This is a genomic window from Actinomadura citrea, from assembly GCF_013409045.1.
Lineage (GTDB): Bacteria > Actinomycetota > Actinomycetes > Streptosporangiales > Streptosporangiaceae > Spirillospora > Spirillospora citrea.
This window is the reverse complement of the sequence record NZ_JACCBT010000001.1, coordinates 8097363-8116861: the sequence shown is the minus strand read 5'-3', so window position 1 is coordinate 8116861 and position 19499 is coordinate 8097363. Positions and strand designations below refer to the sequence as shown.

The 19499-nt window shown below is 72.8% G+C and carries 17 protein-coding genes; 13 read left to right on the top strand and 4 right to left on the bottom strand.

Annotated elements, in window-relative coordinates; translation table 11 throughout:
- The first annotated feature begins 19 nt into the window (after window positions 1–19).
- The 9 genes from BJ999_RS37080 to BJ999_RS37040 all read left to right on the top strand — a co-directional run bounded on the left by BJ999_RS37080 (window position 20) and on the right by BJ999_RS37040 (window position 11283).
- Entirely contained in the window at window positions 20–1558 is a 1539-nt protein-coding gene (locus BJ999_RS37080) for an ABC transporter ATP-binding protein (RefSeq protein ID WP_179837565.1), read from the top strand.
- On the top strand, window positions 1555–2955 hold the full coding sequence (locus BJ999_RS37075) for an ABC transporter permease (protein WP_229810494.1): 1401 nt from the start codon (window positions 1555–1557) through the stop codon (window positions 2953–2955). Before BJ999_RS37080 ends, BJ999_RS37075 begins: the two co-directional genes overlap by 4 nt.
- Window positions 2952–4310 (top strand): ABC transporter permease, encoded by a 1359-nt coding sequence (locus BJ999_RS37070; protein WP_179837564.1) that lies wholly within the window; start codon window positions 2952–2954, stop codon window positions 4308–4310. Before BJ999_RS37075 ends, BJ999_RS37070 begins: the two co-directional genes overlap by 4 nt.
- A gap of 82 nt (window positions 4311–4392) precedes the next feature.
- A complete protein-coding gene (locus tag BJ999_RS37065) occupies window positions 4393–4797 on the top strand; it encodes a cytidine deaminase (RefSeq protein ID WP_179837563.1) in 405 nt (134 codons plus the stop codon).
- Window positions 4798–4854: 57 nt separating this feature from the next.
- The gene (locus BJ999_RS37060) at window positions 4855–6129 is read left to right on the top strand and encodes a thymidine phosphorylase (RefSeq protein WP_179837562.1); all 1275 of its coding nucleotides are present in this window, start codon (window positions 4855–4857) and stop codon (window positions 6127–6129) included.
- A gap of 90 nt (window positions 6130–6219) precedes the next feature.
- On the top strand, window positions 6220–8073 hold the full coding sequence (locus BJ999_RS37055) for a Xaa-Pro dipeptidyl-peptidase (RefSeq protein ID WP_229810493.1): 1854 nt from the start codon (window positions 6220–6222) through the stop codon (window positions 8071–8073).
- A 214-nt stretch (window positions 8074–8287) separates the two neighbouring features.
- Complete coding sequence (locus BJ999_RS37050; protein WP_179837561.1) at window positions 8288–8797, top strand: hypothetical protein; 510 nt, start codon at window positions 8288–8290, stop codon at window positions 8795–8797.
- A 57-nt stretch (window positions 8798–8854) separates the two neighbouring features.
- The gene (locus BJ999_RS37045; protein ID WP_218935405.1) at window positions 8855–9478 is read left to right on the top strand and encodes a class F sortase; all 624 of its coding nucleotides are present in this window, start codon (window positions 8855–8857) and stop codon (window positions 9476–9478) included.
- 134 nt (window positions 9479–9612) lie between these two features.
- Window positions 9613–11283 (top strand): MFS transporter, encoded by a 1671-nt coding sequence (locus BJ999_RS37040; RefSeq protein WP_229810492.1) that lies wholly within the window; start codon window positions 9613–9615, stop codon window positions 11281–11283.
- A 51-nt stretch (window positions 11284–11334) separates the two neighbouring features.
- Here the strand turns inward: BJ999_RS37040 and BJ999_RS37035 are convergent, their stop codons facing one another.
- Window positions 11335–11922, bottom strand: a complete 588-nt coding sequence (locus BJ999_RS37035; RefSeq protein ID WP_179837559.1) for a CGNR zinc finger domain-containing protein — start codon at window positions 11920–11922, stop codon at window positions 11335–11337.
- Window positions 11923–12006: 84 nt separating this feature from the next.
- Here BJ999_RS37035 and BJ999_RS37030 point away from each other — a divergent pair, with 84 nt between their 5' ends.
- The 3 genes from BJ999_RS37030 (at window position 12007) to BJ999_RS37020 (ending at window position 14733) form a co-directional block, all read left to right on the top strand.
- Window positions 12007–12876 (top strand): alpha/beta fold hydrolase, encoded by an 870-nt coding sequence (locus BJ999_RS37030; RefSeq protein ID WP_179837558.1) that lies wholly within the window; start codon window positions 12007–12009, stop codon window positions 12874–12876.
- A gap of 98 nt (window positions 12877–12974) precedes the next feature.
- Window positions 12975–14066, top strand: a complete 1092-nt coding sequence (locus tag BJ999_RS37025; RefSeq protein ID WP_179837557.1) for an adenosine deaminase — start codon at window positions 12975–12977, stop codon at window positions 14064–14066.
- Window positions 14067–14073: 7 nt separating this feature from the next.
- Window positions 14074–14733: a PH domain-containing protein gene (locus BJ999_RS37020; RefSeq protein ID WP_179837556.1), complete on the top strand. Its 660-nt coding sequence runs from the start codon at window positions 14074–14076 to the stop codon at window positions 14731–14733.
- 12 nt (window positions 14734–14745) lie between these two features.
- Here BJ999_RS37020 and BJ999_RS37015 read toward each other — a convergent pair whose 3' ends face one another.
- Genes BJ999_RS37015 through BJ999_RS37005 form a run of 3 tightly spaced genes read right to left on the bottom strand, consistent with a single transcriptional unit; the run spans window position 14746 to window position 17754 of the window.
- A complete protein-coding gene (locus tag BJ999_RS37015; RefSeq protein WP_179837555.1) occupies window positions 14746–16464 on the bottom strand; it encodes a phospho-sugar mutase in 1719 nt (572 codons plus the stop codon).
- Window positions 16461–17261 carry a purine-nucleoside phosphorylase gene (locus BJ999_RS37010; RefSeq protein ID WP_179837554.1) on the bottom strand — a complete coding sequence of 267 codons (801 nt, stop codon included), beginning with the start codon at window positions 17259–17261 and terminating at the stop codon, window positions 16461–16463. Before BJ999_RS37010 ends, BJ999_RS37015 begins: the two co-directional genes overlap by 4 nt.
- Before the next feature lie 40 nt (window positions 17262–17301).
- Entirely contained in the window at window positions 17302–17754 is a 453-nt protein-coding gene (locus BJ999_RS37005) for a gamma-glutamylcyclotransferase family protein (protein ID WP_179837553.1), read from the bottom strand.
- Between the two features lie 343 nt (window positions 17755–18097).
- Between BJ999_RS37005 and BJ999_RS37000 the strand changes: the two genes are divergently transcribed.
- Window positions 18098–19483: an NAD(P)H-quinone dehydrogenase gene (locus BJ999_RS37000; RefSeq protein ID WP_179837552.1), complete on the top strand. Its 1386-nt coding sequence runs from the start codon at window positions 18098–18100 to the stop codon at window positions 19481–19483.
- The last annotated feature ends 16 nt before the right edge of the window (window positions 19484–19499 follow it).

Here is a 19499-nt window from a genome sequence, read left to right as displayed (position 1 = left end):
GGCAGGAGGAGGGGCACTCGTGCCTGACCAGGTGCCGGCCGTGCGGCTGACATCGATCACCAAGCGGTTCCCCGGAGTGGTGGCCAACCGCGACATCAACCTCACCATCGAGCGCGGTGAGGTGCACGCGCTCTGCGGTGAGAACGGCGCCGGCAAGTCCACGCTGATGAAGATCCTTTACGGGATGCAGCGGCCGGACGAGGGCGCCATCGAGGTCGACGGCGAGCAGGTGGCCTTCCGGACGCCGGCCGACGCGATCGCCCGCGGCATCGGCATGGTGCACCAGCACTTCAAGCTGGCCGACAACCTCACCGTCCTGGAGAACGTGATCCTCGGCGCCGAGCCCCGCGCCAGGGGCCGGCGGCGCGGCCGCATCGACTTCGCCGCCGCGCGCGCCAAGATCAAGGAGATGTCGCGGGCGTACGGGCTGCGCGTCGACCCCGACGTGCTGGTCGAGACGCTCGGCGTCGGCGAGCGGCAGCGCGTGGAGATCCTCAAGGTGCTCTACCGCGGCGCCCGCGTGCTCATCCTGGACGAGCCGACCGCGGTGCTCGTCCCGCAGGAGGTCGAGGAGCTGTTCGGCAACCTGCGCGAGCTGCGCGCCGAGGGCCTGACCGTGCTGTTCATCTCGCACAAGCTGGACGAGGTGCTGACCGTCGCCGACACGATCTCGGTGATCCGGCGCGGCACGACGGTCGCGACCCGGCTCGATCCCCGGGAGGTGACGTCCCGGCGGCTGGCCGAGCTGATGGTCGGGTCCGAGCTGCCCGTCCCGGAGCTGCGCGAGTCGACCGTCACCGAGGACGTCCAGCTGGACGTGGCCGGGCTCACCGTGCTGACCCCCGAGGGCCGGCCCGTGGTGGACGGCGTGTCGCTGCGCATCCGCCGCGGCGAGATCGTCGGGCTGGCCGGGGTCGAGGGCAACGGGCAGACCGAGCTCATCGAAGCGATCATGGGGATCCGCGGCGCCGACGCCGGGACCATCGGCCACGGCGGCGAGGACATCACCTCGTGGGCGACGCGGCGGCGCCGCGAGGCCGGCATCGCCTACATCCCCGAGGACCGGCACCGGCACGGGCTCATCCTGGAGGGGACCCTCTGGGAGAACCGCATGCTGGGCCACCAGACCCGGCCCCCGAACGTGCGCGGCCCGTGGGTCGACCGGCGCGGCGCCCGCCGCGACACCACCCGGATCGTCCAGGCCTACGACGTGCGGACGCCGGGGATCGACGTGCCCGCCGCCGCGCTGTCGGGCGGCAACCAGCAGAAGCTCATCGTCGGGCGGGAGATGTCCGGCGACCCGCGGCTGCTGATCGCGGCGCATCCGACGCGCGGCATCGACGTCGGCGCCCAGGCCGCCATCTGGGAGTACCTGCGGCAGGCCCGCGCGGACGGGCTGGCCGTGCTGCTGATCAGCGCCGATCTTGAGGAACTCATCGGTATGTCCGACACCCTGCACGTGATCCTGCGGGGACGGCTGGTCGCGGAGGTCGATCCGCGGACCGTCACCCCCGAGGAGCTCGGCTCCGCCATGACCGGCGCCGGAGCGCCCGCATGAGCGACGAGCGCAAGGACCTGGACCCGGCGGGCGAGGAGCCCGCGGGCGGCGAGCCGGCGGGCACGGCGCCGCAGGGTGACAAGCCGTCGGGTGAGAGGCCGTCGGGCGGCGAGCCCGCGGGCGCGGCGCCGCCGGCGGACGTCCCCGCGCCCCGGCCGGGCGAGGCCCCCGAATCCGAGCCGTCCGGTGCGGAGGCGCCCGACGCGAAGGCGTCCGGTCCGGTGGAGCCGGAGACGGTGCCGTCGTGGAAGGCGATGCTGCGCGGTCTCGGCCCGCGGGGTCTCGGCCTGAAGATCGGCGCGCCGGTGCTGGCGCTGCTGATCTCCCTCGGCATCACGATGATCCTGCTGCGGATCACCGGCGCCGACCCGGTCAGCTCGATCCAGAGCATGGTCGACTACGGCACGACCGAGAACTCGATCGTCGACATCCTCAACCGCGCCACCCGCTACTACCTGTCGGCCGTGGCCGTGGCGATCGGGTTCCGGATGGCGCTGCTGAACATCGGCGTGGACGGCCAGTACCGGCTCGCCGCGTTCCTCGCCGCCGCGCTCGGTGGCGCGCTGGCCCTGCCCGCCCCGCTCGGCCAGATGCTGACGATCATCGCGGCGATGGTGGTCGGCGGGCTGTGGGCGGCGATCGCGGGCGTGCTGAAGGTGACCCGCGGGGTCAGCGAGGTGCTGTCCACGATCATGCTGAACGCGATCGCGACCGGCCTGATCGCCTACCTGCTGAACGACAAGCGGCTCGCCGAGGTGCGGCCGGGCAGCAACAACGTCGCGACGCCGCAGATCCCCGAGTCGGGACGGGTCGGCGGCCTGAACGGCCTCCTGTCCTCGATCGGCATCGACCTGCCCGGCGACGTGTACGGGCTGCTGCCGCTGGCGATCCTGGTCGGCGTCGTGTTCTGGGTCGTCATCAACCACACGAGGTTCGGGTTCGACCTGAAGGTGTCGGGGCTGTCGCCGTCGGCGGCGCAGGCCAGCGGCGTCAACGCCCGCCGCATGATCGTCTACACGATGGTCGCGTCAGGCGTGGTGGCGGGCCTGATCGGCATGCCGGAGCTGCTCGGCGCGTCCTACGAGTACTCGCTGAACTTCCCGGCCGGTCTCGGCTTCACCGGCATCACGGTCGCGCTGCTCGGCCGCAACCATCCGGCCGGCATCGCGCTCGCCGCGCTGCTGTTCGCGTTCCTCGACCAGACCTCCGACGTCCTCCAGGAGGTCGACGTGCCGAAGGAGATCGTCGGGGTCATGCAGGGCGTGGTCGTGCTGACCGTCGTCATCGTGTACGAGCTCGTCCGGCGCTGGGAGATCCGGCGGCAGCAGCGGGCCGTCGCCGCCGAGCTGGCCACCGGCCACGACCTGGCCCGCGAGGCCGCTGGGAGTGCCTCATGAGCACCGCCACCGAGACGGCCCCCGCCAGGAAGGCCGCGAACGGCAAGCGCCGGCTGCGCTGGCCGCACTACCTGCTCATCGCGTCCGGCCTGCTGGTGCTGCTGTCGCTGGTCCGGGTGATCGACGACGCCGACCCGGTGACCTCCAGCGGGACCGTCAGCGCCGCGCTGCGCCTCGCCGTGCCGATCTTCCTGGCCGGCCTCGGCGGGCTGTGGTCCGAGCGGTCCGGCGTGATCAACATCGGCCTTGAGGGCATGATGATCCTCGGCACCTGGACGGGCGCCTGGGCCGGCTTCCAGTGGGGCCCGTGGATCGGCGTCCTCGCCGGGATCATCGGCGGCGCGCTCGGCGGGCTGCTGCACGCCGTCGCGACCGTGTCGTTCGGCGTCGACCACATCGTGTCCGGCGTCGCGATCAACATCCTCGGGCTGGGGCTCACCCAGTTCCTCGCCGGGCTGATCTTCGACAAGGGCGAGGCGAAGGCGCTCGGCGGCGGCCCCCGGCAGTCGCCCCCCGTCGATCCGGTCCAGACGCTGACGCTCCCGGTGCTGTCCGGCGGCAAGATCGGCGGCTGGCAGAGCCCCGACTGGCTCGGCTCGCTGGAGAAGCACCACTGGTTCCTGGTGTCGGACCTCGCGGGCATCGTGCGCGGCCTGACCAGCGACATGTCGCTGCTGACGCTGGTGGCGCTGCTGCTCGTCCCGGCCAGCTTCTTCGTGCTGTGGCGGACGGCGTTCGGGCTGCGGATCCGCTCGTGCGGCGAGGACCCGTACGCGGCCGAGTCGCTCGGCGTGCAGGTCTACCGGATGAAGTACGCGGCCGTGATGATCTCGGGCGGGTTCGCGGGCCTGGCGGGCGCGTTCCTCGTCACCGTCGCCGCGCCGTTCTACCAGGACGGCCAGACCAACGGCCGCGGCTTCATCGGCCTCGCCGCCATGATCTTCGGCAACTGGCGCCCGGGCGGCCTCGCCGCGGGCTCGCTGCTGTTCGGCTACACCGACGCGATGAACGTGCGCGGCGGCGGCCAGTCGGTGCACGCGCTGCTGCTGTTCGTGGCGATCCTGCTGATCGGCGTGGCCGTCTGGCAGGGCGTCCGCGCGAACCGCCTGTCCCCGCAGGCGGCGCTGGACGTGGCGCACCGCCGCGACATGCGCGCCGCCGTCGTCGGCTCGGTGCTGTCGCTGGTCGCGGCCGCCGCGCTGCTGGCGTGGTTCCTGCTGAGCGACATCGTCCCCGGCGAGCTGGTCTCCTTCACGCCGCACCTGACGACGCTGCTCGTCCTGGCCCTGGCCAGCCAGCGCCTCCGCATGCCCGCCGCCAACGGACTCCGCTACCGGCGCGGTGAAGCGCGCTAACCGGGGACTGGGGCGGAGCGGGGGCGGGTCAGCAGCCTGTTCGGGGGTTTGGGGGGTCGTCCTCCCAGAAAGGTAGGGCCTTGTGGAGATTGACTGGCCTGCTCTGCGCTCTGCGGCGCGGGAGGCGATGAGCCGTGCGTACTGCCCGTACTCCGGGTTTCCGGTCGGTGCCGCCGCGCTGGTGGACGACGGCCGGGTGATCACCGGATGCAATGTGGAGAACGCCTCGTACGGCGTCGGCCTGTGCGCGGAATGCGCCGTCGTGTCGGCGCTGCACGGGCCCGGCAAGTCCGAGCGGCCCCGGCTGGTCGCCATGGCGGTGGTCGACCGGCACGGGAACCCGCTGATGCCGTGCGGGCGCTGCCGGCAGCTGCTGTGGGAGCACGGCGGCGCCCCGATGCTGCTGGAGACGACGCGTGGCATCCTGCCCATGTCGGACGTCCTGCCGGACGCGTTCGGTCCCGACGACCTCGTGGACCGGGCCTGACGACACCTCCCGGTCGGCACACCCTGGCCGACCCGGCTTGACCATTGAGAGGATTCCGTGGACGCCACCGATGTCATCCGCGCCAAGCGGGACGGCGGGTCGCTGACCCCCGAGCAGATCGACTGGGCGGTGGACGCCTACACGCGGGGCGTGATCGCCGAGGAGCAGATGTCGGCCCTGGCGATGGCGATCCTGCTGAACGGCATGTCGCGGGCCGAGGTGGCCCGGTGGACCGAGGCGATGATCCGGTCCGGCGAGCGGATGGACTGGTCGGCGCTGGACCGTCCGACCACCGACAAGCACTCCACCGGGGGCGTCGGCGACAAGATCACCCTGCCGCTGGCGCCGCTGGTGGCGGCGTGCGGCGCGGCCGTCCCGCAGCTGTCGGGGCGCGGGCTCGGCCACACCGGCGGGACGCTCGACAAGCTGGAGTCGATCCCGGGCTGGCGGGCGTCGCTGTCGAACACCGAGATGCTGGACGTGCTGCGCTCGGCGGGCGCGGTCGTCTGCGCGGCGGGCAGCGGCCTCGCGCCCGCCGACCGCAAGCTCTACGCGCTGCGCGACGTGACCGGCACGGTGGAGTCGATCCCGCTGATCGCCTCCTCGATCATGTCGAAGAAGATCGCCGAGGGCACGGGCGCGCTGGTGCTGGACGTCAAGGTCGGCTCGGGCGCGTTCATGAAGACGGTGGACAGCGCCCGGGAGCTGGCCGAGACGATGGTCGCGATCGGCTCCGACCACGGGCTGCGCACGGTCGCGCTGCTGACCGCGATGGACCGTCCGCTCGGCAACGCGGTGGGCAACGCCGTCGAGGTGGCCGAGTCGGTCGAGGTGCTCGCCGGGGGAGGCCCGTCCGACGTGGTCGAGCTGACGCTGACATTGGCGCGGGAGATGCTTGCCGCCGCCGGGATCTCCGGGAGGGACCCGGCCGACGCGCTGAAGGACGGCTCCGCCATGGACGCCTGGCGCCGCATGATCACCGCGCAGGGCGGCGACCCCGGCGCGCCGCTGCCGGCCGCCCGCGAGACCCATGTGGTCACCGCTCCGTCCTCGGGCGTGCTGACCAGGTTGGACGCCTACGGGGTGGGCGTCGCGGCCTGGCGCCTCGGCGCCGGCCGGGCCCGCAAGGAGGACTCGGTCTCGTTCGGCGCGGGCGTCATCTGCCACGCCAAGCCGGGCGACGCGGTCGAGGCGGGCCGGCCGCTGCTGACGCTGCACGCCGACGACGAGGCCAGGTTCGGCCGTGCCCTGGAGGCCCTCGACGGCGCCTTCGACATCGAGGCAGGCGGCACCGTGCCCGCGCTCCCGCTGGTCATCGACCGGATCGCGTGAACCGGCCGATTTGTTAACAATCACCGTTGACGGGCGTTGTGTCCGCTCTGGAAGCTGATCAGGTTTCTCTCAGCAGCCAAGGAGCGGACGTTGCGACTCTCACTCCTGCCCGTCGTGGCGCTCGCGGGCACGCTCGGCCTCGTGGCCGGGCCGGTGCCCGCGTACGCCGACGCGGAACGTCCTCACATCGTGGTGAAGGACGGCAAGACGCAGCCCACGTTCTCGTTCGAGGACGCCATCCGCGAGAAGGTGTTCGTCGAGACGACCGTGGACAGCGACCGGGACGGCGAACGCGACCGCGTCTCCGTCTACATCACCCGTCCCAAGGAGACGGGCGGCGGCCTGAAGGTCGCCTCGATCCTTGAGGGCAGCCCCTACTACGCCGGCCTCCAGGACCCGCCCTACCACCCGGCCGACGTCACCGACCACCCGCGCCTCGCACCCTGGACGCCGCCGCCCGGCCCGCCCGGCGCGACGAGCTACTCGCGGGTCTACTACGACAACTACTTCGTTTCCCGCGGCTACGCCGTCCTCGCGGCCGACACCCTCGGCACGGGCGACTCCGACGGCTGCCCGACCGCCGTCGGCCCGAACGAGGCGCAGGGCATGAAGTCGGTCATCGAGTGGCTCACCGGCAAGGCGACCGCGTACGACGCCCAGGGCAACAGGATCCGCGCGGGCTGGTCGACCGGGAACGTCGCCATGGCCGGCAAGTCCTACGACGGCACGCTGCCTCTGGCGGCCGCCGCGACCGGGGTGTCCGGCCTCAAGACGGTCGTGTCCATCTCTGGCGTGTCCAACTGGTACGACGAGTACCGCGCCAACGGCGGCGTCGTCGCACCGGACGGCTGGGAGGGCGAGGACCTCGACCTGCACGCCAAGGCGGTGCTGACGCGCCGCGACCCCGAGGTGTGCGCGCCCGTCATGCACGATCTCGAGAAGAAGATGGACCGGGTCACCGGCGACTACAACCGGACCTGGGACGAGCGGAACTTCGCCAAGTCCGCGCCCCACTTCAAGGCCAGCGTGTTCATGACCAGCGGCCTCGCCGACTGGAACGTCAAGCCGATCCAGATGTCCCTTCTGTGGGAGGGGCTGAAGAAGGCCGGCGTCGACCGCAAGCTCTGGATCCACCAGGCCGCGCACGACGAGCCTCTGGACGTCCGCCAGAGCGTGTGGCTCGAATCGCTGAACCTGTGGTTCGCGCACGAGCTCTACGACGTCCGCAACGACGTCATGCGTCGGCCCAAGGTCGACCTGGAGCGCACGCCGGGCCAGTGGGAGACGCACAAGGACTGGCCGGAAACCTCGGCCCGTCCCGTGTCGCTCGGCCTGTCGGCCAAGGGCCTCGGCGAACGCGGCCGCGGCACCCAGCAGCTGGTGGACGACCCGTCCCGCAAGGCCGAGGAGCTGGCGGCGACCCCGGACGCGGCGGACCCGAACCGCCTGATCTACCTCACGCCGAAGCTGACCAAGGCCGCCAGGCTCAGCGGCACGGCGCAGATCAGGCTGCGCGCCTCCGTGGACGGCCGCTCGCCCTACCTGTCGGCCCTCCTGGTCGACTACGGCTCCGACGAGCGCGTCTCCGGCTTCGTCCCGACATCCGACCGGTGGTGCTACGGCGACTCGATCCCCGGTGACGAGGGCTGCCGGACCGTCCGCAGGTACACCACCGCCGTCACCCCGTTCAAGATCGTGACGCGCGGCTGGACGGACGTCCGCAACCGCGGCTCGATCTGGCGCAGCACCCCGGTGAAGCCCGGCAAGGACTACACCTTCAGCTGGCCCATGCAGCCCTACGACTACGTCTTCAAGCCCGGCCACCGGATCGGCCTCATCGTGCTGGCCACCGACCACGCCTACACGCTCCGCTACCCGGCGGGCACCAAGGTCAAGGTCGACCTGCACGGCAGCACCCTGACCCTCCCCCTCACGACCGGCTGACGCCCGACGGCCCCGCCGCGCCTCCACGGGCGGCGGGGCCGTCCTTGCGTGAGTGCCCCGGCCCTTCCCGGATTGTCGGAAGAGTGCATCGCGGGCATGAAGAAAAAGGATCACCGAACCAAAGGGGGGCCGCTCTCATCAGATGAAGGCATAAGGGGGACACGGTTTCACCGGCTGAAAGTCGAGTAAGCCGCCGTGTCGATATGGAGAGAACATGCGACTCGGTAAGGCGGCCGTTCTCGGCCTGGTTTTCGGTGCTGCGACCCTCGGCGTGGCCGCGCCCGCGATGGCCGACCCCGGCGACGTCATCGTGAAGCCCGCGCAGGCCCGCCCCGGCGAGAAGGTCACCGTCGTGGGGAAGAAGTGCCAGGTCGACGGGACGGCGGGCTCGCTGGCCTTCGTGGGCGGGGCCGTCCCGCTGAACGGCGCGGAAGAGGTCGACGGCCGGGCCGGTCTCGCGGCCGTCAAGAAGGACACCGTCCCCAGCACCTACACGGTGCTGGTGCGGTGCGGCACGTACAAGGGGACCGGTGAGGTCCACGTCGTGGACGGCAAGGCGCGTCCGATGGCGCAGCCCACCCCGACCGGCGGGCCGAAGACGGGCGTGGGCGGCGGGGCGGGCGGCGGGAACACCGCCCTTCTGGCCGGGGGCGGCGTCCTGCTGCTGGGCGGGATCGGTGTAGGAGCCATTGTCGTCCGCCGCCGGAATGGCGCGACCGCCTGATAGCGACCCTTTTTCGCGAACGCTGGCAATGACAATTCCAACGGGATGGGAAGGGTGATGAGGGGAAAGGGCGGCCGGTGGGGTCTGGGGGCGCTGGCGGCGATCCTGACGGCCGCCGGCCTCGCCCTCGTGGTCCTCGGGCTGCGCGGCCCGGCCGGTCCGCCGAGCCCGCCCGCATGGGCCGCGACCACCCGGGCGGTCGACGGGCACGGGCCGGTGCTGGACCGCTCCCTGCCCGTCCGGGTGTCCATCCCGTCCATCGGGGTCCGGGCGCCGCTGGCCCGCCTGGGCCTCGTGGCCGGCGGGGAGGTGCAGGTCCCCCCGGCCGATCGGCCGGGGGAGGCCGGCTGGTACGAGGGCGGGCCGACCCCCGGCGAGCGCGGCGCGGCGGTCATCCTGGGCCATGTCGACTCGGCGAAGGGCGCCGCGGTCTTCTACGACCTGGGCCGGCTGAGGCCGGGGCACCGCGTCGAGGTGAGCCGCGCGGACGGCCGGGTGGCCGAGTTCACCGTCGAGTCCGTGGAGCGGGTCCGGAAGGGCCGGTTCCCCACCGCGCGCGTCTACGGCCCGCTCGACCATCCCGGGCTCCGCCTGGTCACCTGCGGCGGCGCGTTCGACCGGGCCGAGCGCAGCTACCAGGACAACGTCATCGTCTACGCCGCCGAGACGGCGGTCCGGTAGCGGCCGACCCCTCCGGCGCCCACCCGGCAGTACAACGCGTGGTTGTTGCCCAGGCGCCGGGGGTTGTTTGATCCGCGACCCCGCCGCCCGCTTTGATCTCCCTGGCCGCCGGAGGCGCGGCCGGCGGAAGGGGCGTGGCGAGGGTGCGCACGGGGGAGGGACGGTCGCTCGGGCGGCGGTTCGGGTGGCTCTGGACGGCCTACGCGGTCAGCGCGTTCGGGACGTGGCTCGCCTTCGACGCGTTCCCCCTGATCGCGATCACCGTGCTGCACGCCGGACCGGCCCGGGTGTCGGCGCTGGCCGCCGCGGGCCTGCTGGTGGGGGCGGCGGTGGCGGTGCCGCTCGGCCCCTGGGTGGAGTTCCGCCGCAAGCGGCCCGTGATGATCGCGATGGACCTGGTCCGGTGCGCGGCGCTGCTGAGCCTTCCCGCCGCGTTCCTCCTCGGCGGGCTCGGCTTCGTCCAGCTCCTGGTCGTGTCGGTCGTCGTCGCCGCGGCCGACATCGCCTTCACCGCGGCGAGCGGCGCCTGCCTGAAGACGCTCGTCGAGCCGGACGACCTGCTCGCCGCGAACGGGCGCCTGGAGTCCACGACCTGGACCGCCACCATGCTCGGGCCGCCGCTCGGCGGGGCCGCGATCGGGCTGTTCGGCCCGCTGGTCACCGTGGCGGCCAACGCCGTCAGCTTCCTGGTGTCGGCGGCCGGGATCCGCGCGATCGGCGGGACGGAGCCGCGCCCCGCCCGGAGCGGTGCCGTCCATCGGGCAGGCCCCCGGCTCCGGGCCGGGGACCTGCTCGAAGGGTGGCGCCACATCCTCACCAGCCCGGCGCTGCGCCCCCTGTTCCTCAACACGATCCTGGTCAGCGGGCTGATCATGGCGACGGCGCCGGTGCTGGCCGTCCTGATGCTCGGCCGCCTCGGGTTCGCGCCCTGGCAGTACGCGCTGGCGTTCGCCGCCCCGTGCGTGGGCGGTCTCATCGGTTCGCGGCTGTCCGCGCGGCTCGCCGCGCGGTTCGGGCGCCCCAGGATCATGCTGGTCTTCGGGACGCTGCGCGCGTGCTGGCTGCTCGGACCGGCCTTCGTCCGTCCGGGCGTCGCCGGTCTGGTGCTCGTCATCGCCGTCGAACTCGGGCTGATCACCTGCATGGGGGTGTTCAACCCGCTGTACGCCACCTACCGGCTGGAGTGGACGCCGCCCGACCGGGTCGCCCGCGTCCTGTCGGCGTGGTCGGTGACCAGCAAGCTCACGATCGCGGCCATGACCGGACTGTGGGGCCTGCTGGCCGGCCTCACCGGCCCCCGCACCGCCATCGCGATCGCCGGCGTCCTGTCCCTGGCGACCCCGGCGCTGCTGGTCCGCAACCGGGGGGCGCTCTCGGGCCCGGACGTCTTGACGCAGGTCGGTACCAGTGCAAGCGTGAAAAATGAGGGGGAAGGGGGACCCATCATGATTGAGATCAAGAGCATCGAGAAGCCGGACGACCGGCGCGACTTCCCCAGGGGACACCTGGAGATCGCCAACCTCAGCGGCCTCGTCTTCGGCAAGGCGACGTTCGAGCCCGGATGGCGCTGGACGGAGTCGGTGAAGGACATCGCGGGCACCGACCTTTGCGAAGTCCACCACAACGGCTACGTCGTCTCGGGCCGGATGCACATCCGCATGCGGGACGGCGCCGAGCAGGAGGTCGGTCCCGGTGACGTGTTCGTCGCCACGCCCGGCCACGACGCCTGGGTCGTCGGTGACGAGCCCTGCGTCGTGTTCGACTTCGCCGGAGGCATGGGCGAGTACGCCAAGGCCAAGCACTGAGCGTTCGGTGCGTGAGGCGGGGGCGCCGTCGCGTGCCCCCGCCTCGGCACGTCAGGAGGACGCCGAGCCGGGCTCGGCGGTCCGGTGGCGCCGGTAGTGGCGCGCGACGCGGACGCGGTTGCCGCAACGGGCCGCCGAGCACCACCGGCGGCGGGGGTGGGCCGGCAGGAAGAGCATCACGCAGTCGTCGGCCTCGCATTCCCGGACCGTGGTGACCGCCGGGTCGGAGAGGAGTCCGGCGGCGGCCTCGGCCAGCCACGCCGCCGGCCGCAGGCCGGGCGGGCCGGTGCGGCGGCGGGCCGCGAGCAGGGCCCGGCCGTTCCAGGTCAGCCCGGTGACGGCGGGGGCGGCGAGCTGGGCCCGGCCGAGGGCCTCCAGGTCGTCGGCCGACGGCGGCTCGCCGCGGCGGACGCGGTCGAGGGCGCGAGCCGTGTGCTCGCGAACTCGCCGGACGGCGGCCAGCGACTCGGCCGTCACGCCCGTGGCGGCGAACGCCCCCGCCTCGTCGAACCGGTCGGCCTGGAGGCGCAGCCAGACACGCAGGTCGTCCGGCGCGGACAGCAGGTCGGCGCCCGCGGGGCGCGTGTTGACCAGGTCCAGGGCCGGCGGCTCACCGATCAGCGGGCTCGGATCGTCCATGACCTAACGGTACATCGAAGAGTTGACCCGTTAGGTGCGCGATCGCTATACCTAATGCATCAATAGCTATGGAAGGCGTTAGTGATGCTCTCGATCGCGCGTACCGTCCACCGCAGCGTCGACGTCGACGGCGTCCGCGTCTTCTACCGCGAGTCCCTCCCGGAGCAGCAGGACGCGCCCGTCCTGCTGCTGCTGCACGGTTTCCCGTCCGCGTCGTACCAGTTCCGCCGGCTCATCGACGTCCTCGGCGCCCGCCACCGGCTGATCGCCCCCGACTACCCCGGCTTCGGCCACACGCGGGCGCCGGACGACTTCGTCTACGACTTCGACGGGCTCGCCGACGTCGTCGAGGGCTTCGTCGAGCGGCTCGGGCTCACCCGTTTCGCCATGTACGTGTTCGACTTCGGGGCACCGATCGGCTTCCGGCTTGCCGAGCGGTGCCCCGAGCGGATCGCGGGCCTGGTCGTCCAGAACGGAAACGCCTACGACGAGGGCCTCTCGGACGGCGCCCGCGAGTTCATCGCCCTGCGCCCCGAGGAGCCGGGGGCGCAGGAGACCGTCCGCGGCCTGCTGACCCTGGACGGCACCCGCGGCCAGTACGAGGCGGGTGTCGCCCGCCCCGAATCGATCGCCCCGGACGGGTGGACCCTCGACCAGCATTTCCTCGACCTGCCGGGACGCAGGGAGGCGCAGGTCGCGCTGGCCTTCGACTACAAGTCCAACGTCGCGCGCTACGACCGCTGGCAGGCCTGGCTGCGCGAACACGTCCCGCCGACCCTCATCGTCTGGGGCGCCGGAGACCCGTTCTTCCCCGCACCCGGCGCGCGCGCCTACCTGCGGGACGTCCCGGACGCCGAACTCCACCTGTTCGACACCGGCCACTTCGCCCTCGAAACCCACCTCCGCGAGATCGCGCCGCTCGTCGCGGCGTTCCTCGACCGCCTCCGGGCGTGACGGACGCGGCAGGTCCCCTGGTCGAGGGCCGCCGGGAGGCGGTCGGTCGGCGGGAAATGACGACGCCCGGGGAGCCCCGGGGCGGGTAGGTTCGGGGAATGAACGATCGGCCTACTCTTGAGGACATCCGCCGCGCGCCGAAGGTGCTGCTGCACGACCACCTGGACGGCGGCGTGCGGCCCGCCACCATCGTGGACCTGGCGCGGGATACCGGGTACGGGGACCTGCCCACCACCGACGCGGACGCCCTGCGGACATGGTTCGAGGAGGCGTCCAACTCTGGATCGCTCGAACGGTACCTGGAGACGTTCTCCCACACGGTCGGGGTGATGCAGACCGTCGAGGCGCTCACCCGGGTGGCCTACGAGTGCGCCGAGGACCTCGCGAACGACGGGATCGTCTACGCGGAGGTCCGGTACGCGCCCGAGCAGCACCTGCGGGACGGGCTGTCGCTGGAGCAGGTCGTCGAGGCCGTCCTGGACGGCTTCGCGCGCGGCCGCGAGGACTTCGGCATCCGCGTCGGGACGCTCGTCACCGCGATGCGGCACCAGGCGCGCAGCATGGAGATCGCGGAGCTGGCCGTCCGGTACCGGGACGCGGGCGTCGTCGGGTTCGACATCGCGGGCGCCGAGGCCGGGTACCCGCCGACCCGGCACCTGGACGCGTTCGAGTACCTCCAGCGCGAGAACGCGCATTTCACGATCCACGCGGGCGAGGGGTTCGGGCTGCCGTCGATCTGGCAGGCCATCCAGTGGTGCGGCGCCGACCGGCTCGGGCACGGCGTGCGGATCATCGACGACATCGAGGTGGAGGGCGGCGAGGCGCGGCTCGGCCGGCTCGCGGACTACGTGCGGGACAAGCGGATCCCGCTGGAGATGTGCCCGACCTCCAACATCCAGACGGGCGCGGCGAAGTCGATCGCCGAGCACCCGATCGGGCTGCTGCGGCGGCTGAGCTTCCGCGTCACCGTCAACACCGACAACCGGCTGATGAGCGGCACGACGCTGTCGGAGGAGTTCGCCAAGCTCGCCGACGCGTTCGGCTACGGATGGGACGACCTGCAGTGGTTCACGGTGAACGCGATGAAGTCGGCGTTCGCGCCCTTCAACCAGCGGCTCGAACTGATCAACGGGGTGATCAAACCCGGTTTCGCGCAGCTCAAGTGGAGCGGCGCCCGGCCCCTGGCATGATCGAGCCATGACCATTCGCTCCACCGGCGGGCGCGTCGCCGCGTACGCGTGGCTGGTGTTCGCCGCCCTCAACCTCATCGACCTGTTCGTCGGCATCACCGGTGACCCCGACTACTCGCTGACGACGGTGACGATCGCGTTCCTGCTGCTGCTCGGCTGCGGGATCGCCTACACGGTCGGGATGCGGCCGCAGATCGCCGGCGACGAGGCCGGGGTGACGATCCGCAACCCGCTGCGCGACGTCCGGGCGCCGTGGGGCGCGGTCCGCCGGATCGAGGGCAGGAACGCGCTGACGGTGGTGTTCGCCGGCCCGGACGGGACGGACCTGGAGACCCGGGCGTGGGTGCTGCAGACCTCGCCCCGGGCGCAGGCCAAGGCGGAGGCCCGTGCCGAGAAGGAGGCCCGCAAGGGCAAGGACCAGGGCCAGGGCTTCGACCTGCGGGGACGGACTCCGACCGGTTACGCGGCGCAGCAGCTGAACGAGATGAGGGAACGTCAGCGCCCCAAGGCCCGGTCGGGAGCGCCCGACAAGGCGGCCAAGGCCAGGGCCGAGTCGGAGGAGGGGGCCGCCAGGGGGACGGTCCGCTGGTCCGTTCCCGCGGTGGCATCGCTGGCCGTCCCGCTGGCGGTGGTCGTCGTCCTGCTGATCGTGGGCGCGGCCGGCTGAGGGGGCCGCCGGTCAGCCGAGGGCCGCGGAAACGTCCGCGCGGAGGGACTCCAGGTCGGCGGCGGCGCGCGCGCGGACCGCGGCGACGTCCCCGTCCACCGGAAGGACGACCTCCAGGTAGCACTTCAGCTTCGGCTCCGTCCCCGAGGGGCGCACGACCACCCGCGACCCTCCGGCCAGGCGGAACCGCAGCCCGTCGGTGGGCGGCAGGTCCCCGGCCGGCCGGGCGAGGTCGTCGAACGACTCGACGCGCCGCCCGCCCAGCTCGCGCGGCGGCTCGGCGCGCAGCCGCGCCATCGCCGCGGTGATCAGTGAGAGGTCGCTCACCCTGATCGACAGCTGGGACGTGGCGTGCAGCCCGTACCGGCGGGCCTGCGCGTCCAGCAGGTCGAGCAGCGTGCGGCCGTCGCGCTTGGCGTCGGCCGCGAGCGCGGCGACGGCGAGCGCGGCGCCGATGCCGTCCTTGTCGTTGACGAGCACGCCCCGATCGTCGCCGACGCTGTAACCGAGCGCCTCCTCATAGCCGAACACCAGCCGGACGGGACTGCTGTGGGGGGACGACCCCCCACGCCCCCCAGAACTACCTGGTTCGCTGTGGGGGGACGACCCCCCACGCCCCCCGGAACTACTCTGGGCCCCGCCCGCCTTCATAATCCACTTGAAGCCGGTGAGCGTCTCGGCGAACCGGACGCGGTGCGCGGCGGCGATCGAGCGCAGCAGCGACGACGACACGATCGTCGTCGCGACGAGGCGGTCGCCGCCCGTGGTGTGCCGCAGGACGTGCTCGGCCAGCAGCCCGCCGACCTCGTCCCCGGTGAGGGTCCGCCACCCGGACGGGCCCGGGACGGCGACGGCGCAGCGGTCCGCGTCCGGGTCGTTCGCGATCACCAGGTCGGCGCCGCGGGCCTCGGCGAGGCCGAGCGCCAGGTCGAGCGCGCCAGGCTCCTCCGGGTTCGGGAAGTCCACGGTCGGGAAGTCCGGGTCGGGCTCGGCCTGCTCGGGCACGACGGTCGGCGCGGGGAACCCGGCGCGCTCGAACGCGGTGAGCAGGACGTCCCTGCCCACGCCGTGCAGGGGCGTGTAGACGATCGAGACGTCGCGGTCGCCGCCGAGGCGCAGGGACGACACCGCGTCCAGGTACAGGTCGGCGCCCTCATGGACGGGCCAGCCCTCGCCGAGGGGCAGCTCGTCCACGCGGCCGACGGCGTCGATCGCGGCGGAGATCTCCGCGTCCGTCGGCGGGACGATCTGCGCCCCGTCCGCCCAGTACACCTTGTAGCCGTTGTCGCGCGGCGGGTTGTGGCTGGCCGTGACCATGACGCCCGCCACGATGTCGGCGAACGCCCGGGTGAAGTGCGCCAGGACGGGCGTCGGGACGGGGTCGGCGAACACCTCGGGACGCAGCCCCGCCCCGCTCAGCACGGCCGCGGTGTCGTCGGCGAACCGCCGGGAGCCGTGCCGCGCGTCGAACCCGATGATCACCCGGCCGCCGGCGGGCAGCCGGGCGGCCAGACCGGCGGCGGCGCGCATGACCGTCACCCGGTTCATCCGGTTCGGCCCGGCGCCGAGCTCGCCGCGCAGCCCGGCCGTCCCGAACTCCAGCCGCGCCCCGAACCGGTCGGCGAGGGCCGCCCCGTCGTCCGCGTCGAGGATCGCCTGCAGTTCGGCGCGCGTCCGCGGGTCGGGGTCCTGCCCGAGCCACTCCTCGGCCCGCGCGCGCAGGTCGCTCACAGCTTCGCCAGGACGGTGGCCAGCAGCGCGCCCATGCGGCCGGCGGACGCGCGTCCCGCCGCGAGGACCTCCTCGTGGTCGAGCGGCTCGTCCGACAGTCCCGCCGCGATGTTGGTGACCAGGGAGATGCCGAGCACCTCCGCGCCGCCCTGGCGGGCCGCGATCGTCTCCAGCACGGTCGACATGCCGATCATGTCGGCGCCCAGCGTGCGCAGCATGCGGATCTCGGCGGGGGTCTCGTAGGTCGGGCCGCGGAACGCCGCGTAGACGCCCTCCGACAGGCTCGGGTCGGCCTCCTTGGCCAGGGCCCGCAGGCGTCCCGAGTAGGCCTCGGTCAGGTCCAGGAACGTCGCGCCGGTCAGCGGGTTCGCGCCGGACAGGTTCAGGTGGTCGGAGATCAGCACCGGGTCGCCCACCCGCTGGTGCTCGGGCCGCAGCCCGCCCGCCGCGTTCGTGAGCACCATCGTCTTGACGCCCGCGGCGAGCGCGGTCCTGACGCCGTGCACGACGGCCTCGACGCCGCGCCCCTCGTACAGGTGCGTGCGGCCGAGGAACACCAGCGCGTTGCGCCCGCCGATCTCCACGACCCGGATCCGCCCGGCGTGTCCCTCCACGGCCGGCGGCGCGAACCCGGGCAGCTCGGTCACCGTCAGCTCGGCGACGGGCTCGCCCAGCCGGTCGGCCGCCGGAACCCAGCCGGACCCCATGACGAGGGCGACGTCGAAGGAGTCGATGGACGTGCGGGAACGCAGCTCGTCCGCCGCGTCCCGGGCCAGTGCAGAAGCGTCGTTGCTCACATCGCCGACACTACCGCCGTGTCGCCGCGCCGCCCGCAGATCAGTCGCCCAGCGACTTGCAGGGCCGTGTGCGCAGGTCCTTGACGTAGTCGTCGGGCGCGCCCGCCTTCTCGGCGGCGTCGGCGAGGATGCCGAGATAGCGCGCGGACGGCAGCCCGCCCTCGTAGTCGTCCAGGACGTACATCCAGCACAGCGCGTCGCCGTCGAGCGTCTGCACCCGCACCCTGAACTTGCGGTAGACGTTGAGCGCGGCCCCCTCCCAGGCGTCGAGCTCCTTCTCGTCCCAGGCGGGCACGTCGTAGATGACGACGAAGACCTGCTCGGAGTCGTCCTCGACGACCGTCGCGAGTGCCCCGTCCCAGCCCTTGTCCTGCCCCCCGAAGGTCAGGCGCCATCCGGCGAGCCAGCCGGTGCCGCGCATGGGCGAGTGGGGAGCCCGGCCGGACATCTGCTCGGGGTCCATGTTGGAGGCGTACGCCGCGTACAGAGCCACGTGGGAAGGCTACGCCAAGTGGGGCTCGGGGGTGTGGGGGACGCCCCCCACAGGGGACGCGCCAAGTGGGGCTCGGGGGTGTGGGGGACGCCCCCCACAGGGGACGCGCCAAGTGGGGCTCGGGGGTGTGGGGGACGCCCCCCACAGGGGACGCGCCAAGTGGGGCTCGGGGGTGTGGGGGACGCCCCCCACAGGGGACGCGCCGTCCAGGAGGCGGGGCGTGGCGGTTGGGCGCTGTGATGGTAAGCGCCACACCGGTGGATGGGTCTCTCCGGGGTTGGTGCAGGAAGAAAGGGTCCGGAGCGGGACTTTTCACTGCCGTGAGTAGGAAACAATGGAAGATGTGACCCGCATCGTGATCATCGGAGGAGGCCCGGGCGGTTACGAGGCCGCGCTCGTCGCGGCGCAGCTCGGCGCAGACGTGACCGTCGTCGAACGGGACGGTCCGGGCGGCGCGTGCGTGCTCACCGACTGCGTGCCCTCCAAGACGCTCATCGCCACCTCGACCCGCATCGCGGTCATGTCGGAGTCCGCCGGCCTCGGGCTGCGCTTCAACGGCGGCCCGGACGGGATCGTCGGCGCCCTCGAGGCCGACATGGCCACCGTCAACAAGCGCGTGAAGGACCTCGCACGGGCCCAGTCGTTCGACGTCGCGGAACGGCTCGCCTACGAGGATGTGAAGATCGTCCGCGGTGAGGCGCGGCTGGTCGAGCCGCACGTCGTGGCCGTGGGCGAGCGCCGCATCCCCGCCGACATCGTGCTCCTCGCGACCGGCGCGACGCCGCGCGTGCTGCCCGGCGCGGAGCCCGACGGCGAGCGCATCCTGAACTGGCGCCAGCTCTACGACCTGCCGGAGCTGCCCGAGGAGCTGATCGTGGTCGGCTCCGGCGTGACGGGCGCCGAGCTCGCGGGGGCGTACCTGTCGCTCGGCTCGAAGGTGACGCTGGTCTCGTCGCGGGACCGGATCCTGCCGACCGAGGACGCCGACGCCGCGGCCGTCCTGCAGGACGTGTTCCTGCGGCGCGGCATGAACGTCATGTCGCGGTCGCGGGCGGCCGCCGTGGAGCGTTCGGGCGACGGCGTGATCGTCACGCTGGAGGACGGGACGAAGGTCGAGGGCACGCACTGCCTGATGACCGTGGGCATGGTCCCGAACACCCGGGGCATCGGCCTGGAGGAGGTCGGCGTGCGGTGCGACGCGCGCGGCTTCGTCGAGGTCGACAAGGTGTCGCGGACGTCAGTGCCGCACATCTACGCCTCCGGCGACTGCACGGGCGTGCTCATGCTCGCGTCCGTCGCCGGCATGCAGGGGCGCATCGCGATGTGGCACGCGCTGGGCGAGGCCGTGCAGCCGCTGAAGCTCGGCTGGGTCTCCTCCAACATCTTCACCGATCCCGAGGTCGCGTCGGTCGGCGTGACGCAGCACATGGTCGATTCCGGGGACGTCAACGCCCGGACGGTCATGCTGCCCCTGTTCACCAACGCGCGCGCCAAGATGCAGGGCTTCGAGGATGGTTTCGTGAAGCTGTTCTGCCGCCCGTCCACGGGGATCGTGCTCGGCGGCGTGATCGTGGCGCCGCGGGCGAGCGAACTGATCCTCGGCGTGTCGATCGCCGTCCAGCAGCACCTCACCGTCGACCAGGTGGCGCACACGTTCGCGGTCTACCCGTCGCTGTCGGGCAGCATCACCGAGGCGTCCCGCCGGCTGATGGCCGAGCACGCCTACTAGCGGCGTGCCCGGCCGG